The organism is Mucilaginibacter daejeonensis (assembly GCF_020783335.1).
GTDB classification, from domain to species: domain Bacteria; phylum Bacteroidota; class Bacteroidia; order Sphingobacteriales; family Sphingobacteriaceae; genus Mucilaginibacter; species Mucilaginibacter daejeonensis.
In genome coordinates this window covers 4,640,194-4,655,814 of sequence record NZ_CP086068.1, presented here as the reverse complement: position 1 = coordinate 4,655,814, position 15,621 = coordinate 4,640,194, and the positions used below count along the sequence as shown (strand labels likewise).

16 protein-coding genes are annotated in these 15,621 nt (G+C 50.2%); 12 read left to right on the top strand and 4 right to left on the bottom strand.

Features of this window, described 5'->3' with window-relative positions:
- Window positions 1-9 precede the first annotated feature (9 nt).
- From LLH06_RS20025 to LLH06_RS20005, 5 genes are all read left to right on the top strand, one after another.
- On the top strand, window positions 10-2,280 hold the full coding sequence (locus LLH06_RS20025; RefSeq protein ID WP_228171061.1) for a Tex family protein: 2,271 nt from the start codon (window positions 10-12) through the stop codon (window positions 2,278-2,280).
- 187 nt (window positions 2,281-2,467) lie between these two features.
- Window positions 2,468-2,869 (top strand): HYC_CC_PP family protein, encoded by a 402-nt coding sequence (locus LLH06_RS20020; RefSeq protein WP_228171060.1) that lies wholly within the window; start codon window positions 2,468-2,470, stop codon window positions 2,867-2,869.
- Between the two features lie 87 nt (window positions 2,870-2,956).
- Entirely contained in the window at window positions 2,957-3,454 is a 498-nt protein-coding gene (locus LLH06_RS20015) for a heavy-metal-associated domain-containing protein (protein WP_228171059.1), read from the top strand.
- Window positions 3,455-3,463: 9 nt separating this feature from the next.
- The gene (locus tag LLH06_RS20010) at window positions 3,464-4,267 is read left to right on the top strand and encodes a hypothetical protein (RefSeq protein WP_228171058.1); all 804 of its coding nucleotides are present in this window, start codon (window positions 3,464-3,466) and stop codon (window positions 4,265-4,267) included.
- Between the two features lie 99 nt (window positions 4,268-4,366).
- Complete coding sequence (locus LLH06_RS20005; protein ID WP_228171057.1) at window positions 4,367-5,803, top strand: hypothetical protein; 1,437 nt, start codon at window positions 4,367-4,369, stop codon at window positions 5,801-5,803.
- A 22-nt stretch (window positions 5,804-5,825) separates the two neighbouring features.
- On the opposite strand, the gene LLH06_RS20000 is transcribed toward LLH06_RS20005, so the two are convergent.
- On the bottom strand, window positions 5,826-6,053 hold the full coding sequence (locus LLH06_RS20000) for a hypothetical protein (protein WP_228171056.1): 228 nt from the start codon (window positions 6,051-6,053) through the stop codon (window positions 5,826-5,828).
- Window positions 6,054-6,366: 313 nt separating this feature from the next.
- Here LLH06_RS20000 and LLH06_RS19995 point away from each other — a divergent pair, with 313 nt between their 5' ends.
- The 6 genes from LLH06_RS19995 to LLH06_RS19970 all read left to right on the top strand — a co-directional run bounded on the left by LLH06_RS19995 (window position 6,367) and on the right by LLH06_RS19970 (window position 11,137).
- Window positions 6,367-7,188, top strand: a complete 822-nt coding sequence (locus tag LLH06_RS19995) for an alpha/beta fold hydrolase (RefSeq protein ID WP_228171055.1) — start codon at window positions 6,367-6,369, stop codon at window positions 7,186-7,188.
- Window positions 7,185-7,808, top strand: a complete 624-nt coding sequence (locus LLH06_RS19990; protein ID WP_228171054.1) for a lysophospholipid acyltransferase family protein — start codon at window positions 7,185-7,187, stop codon at window positions 7,806-7,808. Before LLH06_RS19995 ends, LLH06_RS19990 begins: the two co-directional genes overlap by 4 nt.
- Window positions 7,809-7,849: 41 nt before the next feature.
- A complete protein-coding gene (locus tag LLH06_RS19985) occupies window positions 7,850-8,470 on the top strand; it encodes a 1-acyl-sn-glycerol-3-phosphate acyltransferase (protein WP_228171053.1) in 621 nt (206 codons plus the stop codon).
- A gap of 3 nt (window positions 8,471-8,473) precedes the next feature.
- On the top strand, window positions 8,474-9,562 hold the full coding sequence (locus LLH06_RS19980) for a glycosyltransferase (protein WP_228171052.1): 1,089 nt from the start codon (window positions 8,474-8,476) through the stop codon (window positions 9,560-9,562).
- The gene (locus tag LLH06_RS19975) at window positions 9,559-10,194 is read left to right on the top strand and encodes a carotenoid biosynthesis protein (RefSeq protein ID WP_228171051.1); all 636 of its coding nucleotides are present in this window, start codon (window positions 9,559-9,561) and stop codon (window positions 10,192-10,194) included. Before LLH06_RS19980 ends, LLH06_RS19975 begins: the two co-directional genes overlap by 4 nt.
- A gap of 91 nt (window positions 10,195-10,285) precedes the next feature.
- On the top strand, window positions 10,286-11,137 hold the full coding sequence (locus tag LLH06_RS19970; RefSeq protein ID WP_228171050.1) for a 4-hydroxy-3-methylbut-2-enyl diphosphate reductase: 852 nt from the start codon (window positions 10,286-10,288) through the stop codon (window positions 11,135-11,137).
- A 60-nt stretch (window positions 11,138-11,197) separates the two neighbouring features.
- Here LLH06_RS19970 and hisS read toward each other — a convergent pair whose 3' ends face one another.
- A complete protein-coding gene (hisS, locus tag LLH06_RS19965; protein ID WP_228173320.1) occupies window positions 11,198-12,571 on the bottom strand; it encodes a histidine--tRNA ligase in 1,374 nt (457 codons plus the stop codon).
- 195 nt (window positions 12,572-12,766) lie between these two features.
- On the opposite strand from hisS, the gene LLH06_RS19960 reads away from it, so the two are divergent.
- On the top strand, window positions 12,767-13,903 hold the full coding sequence (locus tag LLH06_RS19960; protein ID WP_228171049.1) for an acyltransferase family protein: 1,137 nt from the start codon (window positions 12,767-12,769) through the stop codon (window positions 13,901-13,903).
- 7 nt (window positions 13,904-13,910) lie between these two features.
- On the opposite strand, the gene LLH06_RS19955 is transcribed toward LLH06_RS19960, so the two are convergent.
- Both LLH06_RS19955 and LLH06_RS19950 read right to left on the bottom strand, forming a co-directional pair.
- Window positions 13,911-14,756, bottom strand: coding sequence for a transglutaminase-like domain-containing protein (locus LLH06_RS19955; RefSeq protein WP_228171048.1), 846 nt, complete (start codon window positions 14,754-14,756; stop codon window positions 13,911-13,913).
- Window positions 14,753-15,505, bottom strand: a complete 753-nt coding sequence (locus tag LLH06_RS19950; RefSeq protein ID WP_228171047.1) for a peptidase — start codon at window positions 15,503-15,505, stop codon at window positions 14,753-14,755. The genes LLH06_RS19955 and LLH06_RS19950 overlap by 4 nt, the downstream gene beginning before the upstream one ends.
- Between the last annotated feature and the right edge of the window lie 116 nt (window positions 15,506-15,621).

Here is a 15,621-nt window from a genome sequence, read left to right as displayed (position 1 = left end):
CTGATAGCAATGACAGATCATCATATCAAAATAGCCCAGGAGCTTTCTGTGGCTTCAAAACAAGTAAGCGCCACCGTAGCATTATTGGACGAGGGTGCCACTGTTCCTTTCATTTCCCGTTACCGTAAAGAAGTTACCGGCAGCCTCGATGAGGTGCAGATAACCGCTATACGCGATCGCATGCAGCAATTGCGCGATCTGGACAAGCGCCGCGAGGCCATCTTAAAGTCGCTCACCGATATGGGCAAGCTCACGCCCGAACTGCAGCAGCAGATCAACGAGGCTGACACCATGGTGAACCTGGAGGATATATACCTGCCTTACCGCCCTAAACGCAAGACCCGCGCCACCGCCGCCCGCGAAAAAGGCCTGCAGCCACTGGCCGAACAGGTACTGGCCCAAGACCGTGTGGACCTGACCGCCGAAGCTGATAAATATGTGGATGCTGATAAAGGCGTAACATCGGCCGAGGAAGCGTTGGCCGGCGCACGCGACATCATTGCCGAGACCATTAGCGAGAACGCCGAGGTACGCGCCAAACTGCGCGACCTGTTCATACAAAAAGGTACCTTCCAGAGTAAGGTAGCACCAGGCAAAGAGGAAAGCGGTATCAAATACAAAGATTATTTTGATTGGAAGGAGCCGGTAAAGAGCGCCCCATCACACCGTATACTGGCCATGCGCCGGGGCGAGAAAGAGGAGATCCTTTACCTCGATATCATGCCGCCGGAGGATGAGGCCATCGCACTGCTCGACCGTACTTTCGTGTCGGCCAATAATTCCTCGTCAGATCAGGTAAGGCTGGCCATTGCCGATGGTTATAAGCGCCTGCTCAAACCATCTATGGAGACGGAAGCAAGACTGCTGACCAAGAAAAAGGCAGATGAAGAAGCTATCCGTGTATTTGCCGAGAATGCCCGTCAGCTTTTACTGGCCGCACCGCTGGGTCAAAAAAGAGTGATGGCCATTGACCCCGGCTTCCGTACGGGCTGCAAGGTGGTGTGCCTGGACGAACAAGGTAAATTGTTAGAGTACACGGCAGTGTTCCCACATACGGGTGCCGGCCAGGCGCGCGAGGCCGAAAAGACCATCCAGCATTTGGCAGATCTGCATAAGATCGAGGCTATTGCCATAGGTAATGGTACCGCCGGCCGTGAGACCGAGACCTTTGTACGTAACCTTAAACTGGGTAACGTGACCATCGTGATGGTCAACGAGAGCGGTGCATCCATCTACTCGGCATCAGAAGCTGCCCGCGAAGAGTTCCCGGATAAGGACGTGACCGTGCGTGGTGCCGTATCGATCGGTCGTCGTTTGATGGACCCATTGGCCGAGCTGGTGAAGATCGACCCTAAGTCGATCGGCGTAGGCCAGTACCAGCACGACGTGGACCAGTCCAAGTTGCAAACCTCGTTAGATGATACCGTGATCAGTTGTGTGAACGCCGTAGGGGTAGAATTGAACACGGCATCTAAACAGATCCTGGCCTACGTATCAGGCCTTGGTTCGCAACTGGCGCAAAATATAGTGGACTATCGCAACGCCAACGGCGCCTTTAAACGCCGCGAGCAATTGAAAAAAGTGCCCCGCCTGGGCGATAAAGCCTTTGAGCAGGCAGCGGGCTTTTTGCGTATACAGGGTTCCGACAACCCGTTAGAAGCAAGCGGTGTGCACCCCGAGCGTTATGCTTTGGTGGAGCAGATGGCCAAAGATGCTAACGCCAGCATCCGCGACCTCATGACCGATGATAAGCTGCGCAAAAGCATTCCGCTACAACGGTATACCAATGAAAAGGTGGGCTTACCAACCCTGACCGACATCATGGCAGAATTGGCCAAGCCCGGCCGCGACCCACGCGAAAAGTTCGAGGCGTTCAGCTTTACCGAAGGTGTGAACGAGATCAAGGACCTGAAGGTAGGTATGAAGCTGCCCGGCATCGTGACCAATATCACGGCCTTCGGTGCCTTTGTGGATATAGGTGTCCACCAGGATGGATTGGTACATTTAAGCCAGATCACCAACCGTTACATCAAAGATCCTAACGAGGTATTGAAAGTGCATCAGCAGGTCGAGGTGACCGTTACCGAGGTTGATGTGAACCGTAAGCGCATCTCGTTAAGTATGAAGGGCGACGAGAAAAGCGCTCCGCAACAACGTAAACCCGTGTCATCCAACAACGGCAACAACGGTGGTAACAAGAAGAACGACGACCGCGGTCGCCGTGAGCCCGAAGGCGATCTGCAAACCAAACTGGCTGCGTTAAGGTCAAAATTTAAATAAGCTTTTACACATCTGATCTTGAAGCCGCTGAGTGCCAGATGGGACGACCATCTGGTACTCAGTGGCTTTTATATTGACCGTGAATAGGCTTAGATCTCATCCAACTTTGCGTTGTAACTCACTTATTTAACATAACGACATGCAAATTTGATTTGCTTAATAGCAGGGCGATGTCTATTTTTGCGTAATGTTCAAAAGGTCAGGAGCCATATGTTTAGCCTTGTTATACACCATTACGGTGTTAGGCTTTGCCCTGAACTTACATTACTGCGGCAGCAAGGTGGCATCGGTAAAGATCACCGTACCTGCCAAAAAGCAGCAAACCAAAGAGGCCACCTGTGGCATGAAGATGGATTGCTGCAAGAACCACCATGTTGACGTTAAGGTTAAGGACGATCACAAGGCTCAGGAAGAAAGCTCTTTCATGGCCAAGTTATTCTCGTTCGAGATACCTAAACTTCCGTTCGAGGACATCCTGTTCTCGGCGCAAAGGATACTGCTTGAAAAGCTTTTTGACCGCGGTCCACCCGATAGCGACCCATCAAGCAAAGTATCTGTTTATATCAAAAACTGCATTTTCCGCCTGTAAAGATCAAGTAATTGGATCCGTGTTAAGCATGGCCTTGTTGGCCTATGCTTAAAAGTCATTATTCTAATTATTTTATTGATACTTTACATGAAAACCTTAAAGATATTCCTATTCCTGCTGGCCGTTTCTATCGGCGCAGCCAAAGCCCAATTCGTTAAAGCTGAGTTACAAGTTAGCGGTCTTACCTGCTCTATGTGCTCAAAAGCTACTGAAAAGTCACTTAGCTCTCTTCCTTTCATTGCCGCCGTTAAGCCTGACCTTAACCGCAACCTGTTCACCATCACTTTTAAAAGCAATACCCCGGTGGATCTGGAGCAAATGAGCAAAAAGGTGCAGGGCGCGGGCTTCTCGATCAATCAACTAACCACTACCGTTGATCTGGGCAAACTTAAACTCAACAACAATACCTTCAATTACGCTGGCGATACCTTCCATATCCTGAACGGCAACACCAAGAGCCTTGATGGCCAGGTGAACCTTACCGTGGTGAACAAAGGTTTCGCACCTGCGGCCACTGTTAAAAAATACAGTGACGCGGCCAACAGCAAGACCGGTAATGGCAAGAACTATCACGTGATCATCTAATCAGCGGTCATGTATTTGAAAAAATTAGGGCTTACCGTAGGTATGCTGTGTTGGCTATGCGCGGCCATGGCGCAGGAACTATATGTGAACACCGAGCCCGCCAGCAACATGGCGGCACGATCGTTAGGTATACGGGTAGAGAACCAGGGCTTTTTTAAGCCTGATTTCAGGAACCGCAGTACCATGGAGCTGATGTATGGCATCAATAAGTACTTCATGGTGCACAGCAGCGTGTACATGTCCAACTACTACCAGCAGCGTCAGCATGTGGAAGGTTTTAGCGGCTACGCCAAATACCGTTTTTACTCGGCCGATACCGTGCAACGACATTTCCGCATGGCGGCATTTGCCAAGGTGTCCAGCATCAGCAACCCAACGCCCAACCAGGAGATATCCTTAGAAGGCGATAACAGCGGTTTTCAGGGTGGGTTGGTTGCTACCGAACTGCTGCACAAGCTGGCCTTGTCGGGTTCGTTGAGTTACCTGCGTGCCTGGGAGAACCGTGGCGGCAGCATACCGGCAATACAAGATGCTATTGGGTATACGCTTTCGGCAGGATATCTGACCTTTCCTAAAAAGTACACCAACTACGATCAAACCAACATTAACCTGTACGCAGAGTTGTTAGGTAAGGTGAACCCAGGCAAAGGGCAGTATTATCTGGACGTGGCACCGGCCGTTCAGTTCATCTTCAACAGTGTGTTGCGGGTGGATCTGTCGTACCGGACGCCGCTTACTAACCGCATGGAGCGTAATACCCAGAACATGTACCTGGTGCGTGTAGAATACAATTTGTTCAATATCTTTCATTAAAACGAAGCGTACCGTCATTTATAAGAACGATAGCAGAGCGATCAGTGTTATGCTATCGTTCTATATGGCGCGGCAATGCTTACCTAACCGATACCATCAATGAAAAAATATATCACACTGATCCTGCTAACGCTTAGCGTTACGGCCTATGCCCAGCACGAACATCATCACATGCCGATGGATAGCGCGGCCAATGCGCAACGTCGTAAGGATATGAATCCTAAAGAGGGAATCCGCAAGCTGGAGCCACGCACTGATAAGATGCAGCAGGCCGATACCATGATGATGAGCAGTCAGCTATCGCGTGATCTGCCCATGAGCCGTAACGGATCAGGTTCATCATGGATGCCTGACGAGACACCTGTTTACGGTTACATGATACACGGTAAAAAGTGGATGAGCATGGTGCATGGCAATATTACGGCACGTTATACCGGGCAGGATATTTTTAAGAACGGTAGCCGCGGCGGCCACGAATTTGATGCCCCTAACTGGTTCATGGGTATGACCCAGCGCAAGATCGGCCGCAATGGCTTGCTGGGCATCAATGCCATGATATCACTTGATCCGTTACTGGTGGGTCTGGATGGCTACCCCTTACTGTACCAAACAGGTGAATCATACAAAGGCCGCAAACTGGTAGATCGTCAGCACCCGCACGACCTTTTTGCCGAGCTGAACGTATCTTACGCGCATCGCATCGCACCTAATACCGATGTTTACGCCTCGGTGGGCTATCCGGCCGAACCTGCGCTGGGTCCGCCGGTATTTATGCACCGCACGGCCGCCAGCAATAATCCCGATGCACCATTGCAGCACCATTACGCCGATGCCACGCACATCACCTTTGGTGTGGCCACGCTGGGTTTCCGTTACAAGAACGTTAAGATCGAGGGCTCAACCTTCAAAGGGCGTGAACCTGATGAAGAACGTTACGGCTTTGATGCGCCTAAGTTCGACTCGTATTCCATGCGTTTATCATACAACCCATCGAGCAATTGGGCCTTACAAGTGTCGCACGGATGGCTGAAGGACCCCGAGGCCATGCACGCCGGGCACGATGTCAGGTTGCTGACCGCATCGGCCTTGTATGCTAAAAAACTGAACGAGGACAGCCATTTTACGGCATCATTGGTTTACGGGCAGAACCATGTGGTAGGTGAGGGACATACCCTGCCGTCGGCCTTGCTGGAGAGCAATTTGCAACTCCACCGCACCGCCCTGTACGGCACCTACACTTTTGTACGTAAGAACGCGGAAGAGTTCGACCTGGAGCAACAATTCCCGGGCAACCCTACCTTCAACATCAATGCGGCCACCTTTGGTGCCAATTACATTTTGGCACAGATCAAGAACACCGACCTGCGTTTAGGCGCACAGGCCACGCTCAACTTTTCGCCAACTGCCCTACGTCCTCTGTACGGTACCACGCCGGTAGGGCTCGAAGTTTACCTGCGCATCAACCCATCCTTAATGAAGATCATGAGCGGCCACCGCCATCAAAAAGGGATGGATATGAGCGGCATGAAAATGTAAGTGGTCATATGGATGGAGCCTGTTACGTAACCACACCTGGCCTCTTCTCTTGCTTGCGGTCAAGAAAGGTGTTGATATTCTTAGAGAATAATATACGTACAACGAAGAAGATGTTATAAGCGACTTTCAAAAAGATCACTGATCCTAACCAGTCATTAAATTGATAACCCCAAAACTCTTTTATAAAGTTCTCTATCGAATAAACGAATGTGAAAAGTAATATCCACTTGGCGATACGGCTACCAGTCATGGTCGAATACATTAAAGCACAACTGAATATTATTCGAGTAGCTTGGCTAAATAACTTGTCAGGGCCAATAAGGTAGTTATACATTAAAACTCCAGAAATGTCTGCTAGGATCGCAATGATACATAGCGCTCTCAACTCAGATCGACCTTTTGTTATTCGGTCCATATAGACTCTATTTTGAAATAAATATATAAAAGGATATCCAATTTACATGGTCTGTTAAGAGTTGTGAACGGGTCTGCTACAGAAATACTGTCAATTAGCGGCGGGTGCTTTGCTTGATTGAGGCAAGATCATTAATATTGCCTTAACAATGGGGTTTCTGCATCTGCCGCAATTAGGCCAATTACATTATCACGAGTACGGAACGGGCACACGTCCCATGCTGGCCTTTCACGGCTACGGCATGACGGGGCGCCAATTCGAGGTGTTGCGGCGATCGGTAATCCCCAAGTACCGGGTATACAGTTTTGATCATTTTTTTCATGGGCAAAGCCGGTTAGAAGGCTGGCCCGAAAAACAGATCGTGGAGGGAATGCCCAAAGCGCTCGTCCGTCAATATCTCGAAAAATGGTTCGAGATACATGGCCGGCAGCACATCAGCCTCATGGGTTATTCCATAGGTGCTAATGTGGCGCTGGTGCTGTTGGAGGACTATGCCGAACTGGTGGATGAGGTGCTACTTATGGCGCCTGATGGCTTATTCATTTACCCCGGGTTCAACTTTTTGATGCACCGGGCTGCCGGTAAGTTCCTTTTCAAGACCGTGACCAAGAGTAGCTGGATCGCGCCGGGCTTGCTGAAAGGGCTGAAAAGGGTACGGGTGATCGATGAAAGCCTTTACAAGATCGCCCATAGCGAAATGGACACGCCGCAAAAACGGCAGGATGTTTATTACACGCTTAACCTCATCAAACAACTGCAGCCCGATGCCGTTGCTATAACCGATGCCATTAACCGGCACAAGGTCAAGTGCCATTTCGTGTTCGGCAAGCATGATATGCTTTTCCCCAAAAGTGCCGGTATGCCATTTATGAACAGGATCGATCCTTCGCTTGCGCATATACATGAAGTAGAACTGGGCCACTGGCTGGTGACCCCGCAATTGGACGAGTACCTTACCCAGTATATATGATCCCACACCGACGCAATAAGTTCGTGAGCGACTGGTTCGCTAAGTACATGCGCTACCGCATATTCAAGGCGTTCAACCGCGTGGTGGTGACCCCGTTCGAGCCTAAAGAGGGACACTCCATATTGTTGTTATGTAATCACTTTAGCTGGTGGGATGGGTTTTTGGCCAATTACCTCGCCTTTTGGCACCTGAAAAGAACGCTGTTCATCATGATGCAGCGCGACCATTTGGAAAAGCGCATGTTCTTCAATCTCACGGGTGGCTTCTCGATCGAAAAAGGCGCGCGCGATATGATCGAATCTTTGAATTACGCAGCCAACCTTTGTAACGATCCGCGTAACCTGGTGGTGGTGTTCCCCCAGGGCGAACTGATATCGAACCATACCACCCACATAGAGATCGGGCAGGGAATAGAGCGGCTGGTAAAACGGATAAAAGGGCCCTGCCAGATCATTTACAGCTGTACACTGATCGATTATTTTGAGAGCCTCAAACCTTCGGCCTTTATTCATCTTTTTGATTGTGGCGTAGCGGGCGAAGTGCCTTTTACCGAATTGGCGCAACGCATGAACACCTTTCATCAACAAGCGCTGGCCGATCAGCTGCATGTTGAGCATTGATATGCCGTAAAGGTGCGTAAGAGTAGCTATATTGCCTTTATATGCTATACCCACGTCAAAACAAGCTCATCGGCGGTTTCTTTCACCATTACGTCAGTTGGCTCATCAGGCGCAACTTTCATGGTTTTAAAGCCAACGAGATAGACATAGACCCTAACCGGTCGGTGCTGTTGCTGGCCAACCATTTTAGCTGGTGGGATGGCTTTTTACTGTACTGGCTCAACCATACAGCTATCAAAAAGGACTATAAGGTGATGGTGCTGGAAGATACCTTGCGCAAGAACCCGATCCTGCGCTATCGTGGGGCTTACTCGGTACTCAAGAACTCCCGCTCCATGATCGAGTCACTCAAGTATACGGCAGATCTGCTCAGTGCCCCGCGTAACGTGGTGGTCGTTTTTCCGCAAGCAAGGTTGTACTCCAACTTTGTTGATGATATCCACTTTGAAAGTGGCCTGCAAAAGATCATGAAAGATGCGGCAGGCAAATTCCAGTTCGTGTTCGCGGCAACTTTTATCGAGAACTTTCAGCACAAAAAGCCGGGTGCATACGTTCACCTGAAAGTATCTAACGAAAATTTTAATGATCTTGGTGAATTAAAACAAGCCTTTGATCAGCATTATCGTGAGGCCAAACTACAACAAACACAGATCGTCATATAACCAGTGATCATTGCTATCTACATCATCTTCTTGTTCCTGATCCTGCGATTCACGGTAACATTATTTAACTTCATATCTGACCCTAAACTACGGCGGGTGAACCGCGACTTGCCCGACCTGGTCAGCATCCTGATCCCCGTACGCAACGAAGAGGATAATATCCTGACGCTGCTCAACTCGGTACTGGAGCAGGAGCACGGGCATTACGAGGTGATCATCCTGGATGATGATTCCACCGATGGCACCTATCAGCTTTGCAGCGATTTTTGCAGCCAACACCCGCAGTTCAGGGTCATTAAAGGCGAGCCGCTGCCCGATGGTTGGTTGGGTAAGAACTTTGCCTGCCACCAATTGGCTAAAGCGGCCAAAGGCAAGTACCTGTTATTTGTTGATGCCGATGAGCAATTATATAGCGGGTTGATCAGCGCAGCCGTGTACCGCATGCAACTACGTAGACTGGCCTTGTTAAGCCTGTTCACCGATCAGGATATGCGCACCATTGGCGAGCGCATGGTGGTGCCGCTGATGCACTACGTGCTATTGAACCTATTGCCCATCAAGCTGATCTATCTATCCAAAAACCCGGGCTTTTCGGCAGCCAGCGGACAATTTATGTTATTTGATGCCGCCGTATATAAGCGCTACCAATGGCACGAAATGGCCCGCGACCGGGTGGTGGAGGATGTGGAGATCATGAAGCTGCTGAAATGGAAAGGCGAGAAAGGGGAAAGCCTGTTGGCCAACGGACTGATCAGTTGCCGCATGTATACCGGTTTTAGCAGTGCGATCAGTGGATTTAGCAAGAACTTTTTGGCAGCGTTCAACTATAATATCTTTGGCTTTATCTGTTATCTGCTGGTGATCTTGGGCGGACCAATGCTCATTTTTGCCACCTTGAACGTGCAGCTGATCCTGATGCTGTGCGGGCTCATCATCCTTACCCGCATCATGATCTCGTTATCATCGGGCCAAAATGCTTTTTATAATGTGGTACTGCATCCGCTGCAAATGCTGAGTTTGCTGATCCTGGGTATATCGGCCATACAAAATCACCTGACCCGCAAAAATGTTTGGAAAGGCAGGCCGGTATGAGGTTGAGCAAGTCCACCATTTGCATCATCGTGATCATCCTGTTCCATGCCGTCGGTCTGGCAGGCTTCCTGGTGTCTGATCTGCGTACCATGTTCCTGCGGCTGGTGCCTTTCCATTTGATGCTGATGCTGGCCGTGGTAGCCATTGCTCATGATGGTGATGAGAAACGATTTTGGCTATTTGCTGTAGTGGCCTTTTTGGCTGGTTTTGTGGCCGAGTGGATCGGCGTGCACAAGCATTGGATATTTGGCGATTATACTTACGGCGCCACATTGGGTGCCAAACTGTTCGATATTCCGCTTACCATTGGTGTCAATTGGTTCGTGCTGGTATATAGTACCGGCATCCTGACGCGTTGGCTGGGTATCCGTAATATTTGGTTGCGGGTACTATTGGGCGCGATCATACTGGTGGCACTTGACCTACTGATCGAGCCGGTAGCCATCCGCTTTGACTACTGGACCTGGACCGAAGGCCATCCGCCACTTAAGAACTACATTGGCTGGTTCGGCCTGGGCGCGGTGCTGCTTTACCTGTTCGAGCGTGCCTGTTTTGAAAAGCAAACCATTGTTGCCCCAGTGCTGTTGCTGGTACAGTTCATCTTTTTCGGGATACTGCAACTTGTGGTGTGATCACGGCCGTGAGCCATGAAATGTATCGAGTTGAAATAAAGTGCAGGGCAGCAGGATGTATCTGACAGGGGTTTCGTAATTTTGTATCACCATGGGAGCGTATAATTTACAGGTAAACATTGATGAGGATTCGGGCTTTTGCTTTGGCGTGGTGTACGCCATTGATATGGCCGAAGAGATACTGGCCGAGGATGGGTATCTGTACTGCCTGGGCGATATCGTTCATAACGATGAGGAAGTAGAACGCCTGAAGGCCAAAGGCCTGCGCATTATTGACCATGAAGCTTTGAAAGACCTGTACAACGAAAAGGTGCTGATCCGTGCCCACGGTGAGGCTCCCGACACTTACCGGCTTGCATTAGAGCATAACATTACTTTGATCGACGCCTCATGCCCGGTAGTGCTTAAATTGCAGAACCGTATCAAGACATCGCACGATAACAAAGAGAACATCGTGATATTTGGCAAGCATGGCCACGCCGAGGTGATCGGCCTGCAGGGGCAAACTAACGGTGAAGCGCTGGTTTTCCAGGACCTGGCCGAGCTGGATAATGTGGAACTGCCACAACAGATCACCCTTTACAGCCAAACAACCAAAAGCACCGATAAATTTTATCACATTAAAGATCAGCTGATCGGCCGTGGGTATGAAGTGAAGGCTAACGATACTATTTGCCGCCAGGTATCCAATCGCGATAAGGACCTGGGCAGCTTTGCCGTGAAGTACGACAAGGTGGTATTTGTATCAGGTAAAAAATCATCTAACGGCAAGGTATTGTTCGAGGTATGCCGCAAGCATAACCCTAACACTTACTTTGTATCGGCCGTGGAGGAGGTACATCCCGAGATGTTCAACCCCGGCGATACCATAGGCATCAGCGGCGCTACATCTACCCCGATGTGGCTGATGGAAAAGGTTAAGGCGAAACTACAAAGTTTCTGACCTTTTCCCCGCCCTCTCCAAAGGAGGGGGAGTTTCAATCTGATTTCGAGCTTTAAAGGGCTATATCGCTACTGCGTCCAGTATATCGGCGCCGTTCAGTTTTTGCTGTTCGCCGGTCACCATGTTCTTGAAGGTGAGCAGGCCGCTCTTGATCTCGTCGCTGCCGATCACGATCACGTAGGGGATGCTTTTGTTATTGGCGTAATCTAATTGCTTCTTGATCTTTGCTCCTGCCGGGTATAGCTCTGCATTAGTGCCCTGGTAGCGTAGTTGCTGTAACAGGGGCAACGCATAGGCCTCACCTTCCGCATCGAACGGGCAAATGAGCACGCGGGTGGTCTGGTTGCTGGTCTCCGGGAACAGCTTTAATTCTTCCAGTACGTCATAGATACGATCGGCACCGAAAGAGATACCCGCACCGGTCAGTCCTTTCAGGCCGAACATGCCGGTCAGGTCGTCATAACGGCCACCGCCACCTATACTACCCATGAAGGTCTCGTTGGTCTTCACCTCGAAAATGGCACCGGTATAGTAATTAAGTCCGCGGGCCAGGGTGATATCCAGCTCAACGGTGGCTTTGTTCAGTTGAAAACTTTGCAGGTACTTGAAGATCACCTCCAGTTCGGCTATACCATTCAGGCCCACCTCAGAGGTAGCCAGTATCCCCTTCAGTTTCTCCAGCTTTTCAGCATTACTGCCCTCCAGCAGGATCACCGGTTCCAGCTGATCGATCTCGGTCTGGGTAAAACCTTTGGTCAGCAGCTCGTTCACCACACCATCAAGGCCGATCTTGTCCAGCTTATCTATGGCCACGGTCATATCCACGATCAGTTCGGGTTTGCCAATGATCTCGGCAATGCCGGCCAGTATCTTACGGTTATTGATCTTAATGCTAAAGTCTTTCAACCCCAGCTTGCTCAAAGCTTCGTCATAGATCAGGATGAACTCGGCCTCGTTCAGTAAAGAGTCAGAACCCACCACATCAGCATCGCACTGGTAAAATTCGCGGTAACGGCCTTTTTGTGGCCTGTCGGCACGCCATACCGGCTGCACCTGGAAACGCTTGAACGGGAAAGTGATATCGTTTTGGTGCTGCACCACATACCGCGCAAAAGGCACGGTAAGATCGTAGCGCAGGGCTTTTTCAGAAATGGATGAGGCCACCGCATTAGAGTTGCGAGCAGCTAACAGTTGCTCATCGGTCTTGGCCAGGTAATCGCCGCTATTCAACACCTTGAAGATCAAACGGTCACCTTCTTCACCATATTTGCCCATCAAGGTGGCCGAGTTCTCCATGGTCGGGGTCTCGATCTGCTGGTAGCCGTACTTGCGGAACACCGACTTGATGGTATCGAATATATAGTTACGTTTGACCATCTCGGCCGGCGAAAAATCGCGCATGCCTTTAGGTACCGAAGGTTTAACAGAAGCCATGCCGCAAAGATAACAGATCATTTGTAATGCGGGCAGCGCATATCCGGAGGCGGTAAATGGGCGGGTCGTTCTAGCTATTTCAAGGCCCGATCCATTGAATACACTACGCTTTAATTTCAGGTTAAATTTGGTGGCCCTGATAAATTGCTGCATTTTTAGTGGCTGCGACCAGCTTATACCGCAATATCCACTCATATGACCAGCAAAGCATACCTACCCACCAAGACCCATTATGAAACGCTTGACGGCCTGCGCGGAGTGGCCGCCATCATTGTGGTGATCTTTCACGTGTTGGAGGCCTTTGCCGGTGGCGACCGTTTCAAGCTGATCATTAACCATGGCTACCTGGCTGTCGATTTCTTCTTCTTCCTGTCGGGCTTTGTGGTGGCCTACGCGTATGACGACCGTTGGGGCAAAATGACCATAGGCGAATTCTTCAAGCGGCGTTTGGTGCGTCTGCAACCCATGGTGATTATGGGGTCGCTCATTGGGGCGGCATTCTTTTATACACAAGGTGGTACGCTGTTCCCCATCATTGATCAAACGTCGGTTTGGCGCATGTTGCTGATCATGCTGATCGGCTGCACGCTGATACCGGTTACCGTAGGTATGGATATACGTGGCTGGCAGGAGATGCACCCGCTCAACGGGCCTGCGTGGTCATTATTCTTTGAGTACATCGCAAACATCTTATATGCATTGCTATTGAGGCATTGCAATAAAGTGGTGCTTTGGGTACTTACTCTGGCGGCGGCCGCCTTATCCATCAACTACCTGCTCATGGGCCCCCAAGGCGACGTGATCGGCGGGTGGACCCTGGACGAGATACAATTACCGATCGGTTTCACGCGCTTGCTATTCCCGTTCCTGGCGGGTATGCTGCTGTCAAGATCAGGTAAGGTGATCCGGGTGAAAAATGACTTTTTATGGTGTAGCCTGTTGTTGACCATCCTGTTGTGTATGCCGCGCATAGGTAACGCCCAGCAATTATGGATGAATGGCCTTTATGAGCTGTTCTGCATCATGATCGCTTTTCCGCTGATCATTGCCATGGGAGCAGGCAGCGATATGCACGACGGACGTCAACTCCAACTCAACCGCTTTTTAGGGAACATCTCTTATCCGCTTTACATCACTCATTATCCGCTGATCTACCTGTACACCGCGTGGGTTGTAGATAACAAGATACCGTTGGAAAAAGGTTGGGCGATGGGCGTAGCCTTGTTGGTTGCCGCCATACTGATCGCCTATGCGTGTTTAAAATGGTTCGATGAGCCGGTTAGGAAATGGCTTACCAAGCGGTATCTGCAAAGAACAGACCGTACGGCGTAGGACTATTTTACAAATAGCTCAAGCCTGATAGCTGGCCGTCCACGTAGTATATCGGCTCAAAGCCTTCATCTGCCAGCTCACATGAGGCTGTGACCGACAATCCATTCACACGGCCGAACATGGTGGCAATGGAAGCGTCGGCGGCATCGCGCCCTGTGGCGATCTTCACCAGTCCGTTCAAGGGTATCAAATGGGTAGGATCAAAAATGATCCAGTTGCCGCCCAGGTAGGCCTCAAAACAAGCATGAAAATCGGGTGGGTTCAATTGACAGGCATAGCCGGTAAAGTAGCGTGCTGGTATATCCAAAGCCCGGCATAAGGCGATGCCCAGGTGCGCAAAATCGCGGCATACGCCGGCCAGTTCGGTCACGGTATCATAAGCCGATGTTTGTGAGTTGGTAGACCCGCTCAGGTACTCCACATGGTCATGTATCCAATCGGTAATGGCCAGCACTTTCTCGAACGCACTGTCAATGTGGCCAAAGTGGTTATGGGCAAATCGGTATAATTTATCGCTCTGGCAGTAACGGCTGGGGTATAGGTAAGGGATCACTGAGGTATCCATGCCCATGAGCTGCACGCTGGCCAGCTGATCGGCAGGGATCAGTTTAACAGAGGTTTCGGCCAGGGCACTGTAAGTGATATTGAGCATACCGGGCTGCTGCGCATCCAGGCGAATAAAACGGCTCTCGCCATGAGCAGCGCTCAACTCTTCGATGTGGTGCGCAGGGTCTACGGTAAAGCGTTCCTCCACCAGGGTTTGGGCAGGGGTATGTAGTGCATGAATATTAATGATGAACGTAGATGGTTCAAGCACCTCGTACGCTAATGTTCCTCCTACCTTGAATCTCATTTCTTTTTTGATCGTTTAGTTGACCGCCCCAATTTATCGAACGCAGCATCCATCCATTGGTTCGATATATTTTTCAATGCGTTCTTCAGTTCTTTGTCCCACTGGGCCGATACGCTGGCCAGGTCCTCCTGCTCGTAATGGTGCTCCACCAAATTGAAGCTTCCGTTACGGTAAAGTGCCACATCGATCGGGAAATCCACGTCGGCAGCGCTGATCCTGGTCGAATCGAACGACAGGAAGGCCGCCTTCAAGGCCAGTTTAAGTCCTGTGTTCTCGTTCAGGATGCGGTTAAGGATGGCCTTACCTTGGGCCGCGTTACCAATGATCACATAAGGGGCGCCGTTGCCCAGCTCCACCCAGTTACCTTCGGGATACAGCAGAAATAGTTTATGTTCCTCATCGTCCTTCATCTGCCCGCCGATAATGGTATTCAGGTTAAATTTAAAGCCTGATCGTTCCAGTGTTTCGCGGTCCTCTTCGCCCACGCGCTTGACCTGCTCGCCAAATGCGTTAACCACCTTGAACATTTTGTTATATTCTTCCACGCCGCCTTCCAGCAGTTCGTCAAAATATACCATGGCCTTGTCACGTACCGATCGCAGTCCGCTGGTCATAATGAACAGGGAACAGTTGTCGCGTTGCAGGGTGGTGAGCTTTTTTTTAATGGTCACATCGGTGCCTGAGGTGATGCGGGTATCGGCAATGGCCACCAGGCCTTCTTTTACTTTAATGCCTAAGCAATAGGTCATACAGGGAAATATGCAGTTCGAATATAAATTAGCACCGGCAAAGTAGCTTTAAAAAGCGTGCTATCAAAATGCTCAGGGCCGTTTCTTCGTTTGAAAGCTGATGGCAATATAGTGCA

Excerpts from the sequence above, each read along its gene's own strand:
- LLH06_RS20025 (WP_228171061.1), top strand. The coding sequence starts at position 10 with ATGACAGATCATCATATCAAAATAGCCCAGGAGCTTTCTGTGGCTTCA.
- LLH06_RS20020 (WP_228171060.1), top strand. The coding sequence starts at position 2,468 with ATGTTCAAAAGGTCAGGAGCCATATGTTTAGCCTTGTTATACACCATT.
- LLH06_RS20015 (WP_228171059.1), top strand. The coding sequence starts at position 2,957 with ATGAAAACCTTAAAGATATTCCTATTCCTGCTGGCCGTTTCTATCGGC.
- LLH06_RS20010 (WP_228171058.1), top strand. The coding sequence starts at position 3,464 with ATGTATTTGAAAAAATTAGGGCTTACCGTAGGTATGCTGTGTTGGCTA.
- LLH06_RS20005 (WP_228171057.1), top strand. The coding sequence starts at position 4,367 with ATGAAAAAATATATCACACTGATCCTGCTAACGCTTAGCGTTACGGCC.
- LLH06_RS20000 (WP_228171056.1), bottom strand. The coding sequence starts at position 6,053 with ATGACTGGTAGCCGTATCGCCAAGTGGATATTACTTTTCACATTCGTT.
- LLH06_RS19995 (WP_228171055.1), top strand. The coding sequence starts at position 6,367 with ATGGGGTTTCTGCATCTGCCGCAATTAGGCCAATTACATTATCACGAG.
- LLH06_RS19990 (WP_228171054.1), top strand. The coding sequence starts at position 7,185 with ATGATCCCACACCGACGCAATAAGTTCGTGAGCGACTGGTTCGCTAAG.
- LLH06_RS19985 (WP_228171053.1), top strand. The coding sequence starts at position 7,850 with ATGCTATACCCACGTCAAAACAAGCTCATCGGCGGTTTCTTTCACCAT.
- LLH06_RS19975 (WP_228171051.1), top strand. The coding sequence starts at position 9,559 with ATGAGGTTGAGCAAGTCCACCATTTGCATCATCGTGATCATCCTGTTC.
- LLH06_RS19970 (WP_228171050.1), top strand. The coding sequence starts at position 10,286 with ATGGGAGCGTATAATTTACAGGTAAACATTGATGAGGATTCGGGCTTT.
- hisS (WP_228173320.1), bottom strand. The coding sequence starts at position 12,571 with ATGGCTTCTGTTAAACCTTCGGTACCTAAAGGCATGCGCGATTTTTCG.
- LLH06_RS19960 (WP_228171049.1), top strand. The coding sequence starts at position 12,767 with ATGACCAGCAAAGCATACCTACCCACCAAGACCCATTATGAAACGCTT.
- LLH06_RS19955 (WP_228171048.1), bottom strand. The coding sequence starts at position 14,756 with ATGAGATTCAAGGTAGGAGGAACATTAGCGTACGAGGTGCTTGAACCA.
- LLH06_RS19950 (WP_228171047.1), bottom strand. The coding sequence starts at position 15,505 with ATGACCTATTGCTTAGGCATTAAAGTAAAAGAAGGCCTGGTGGCCATT.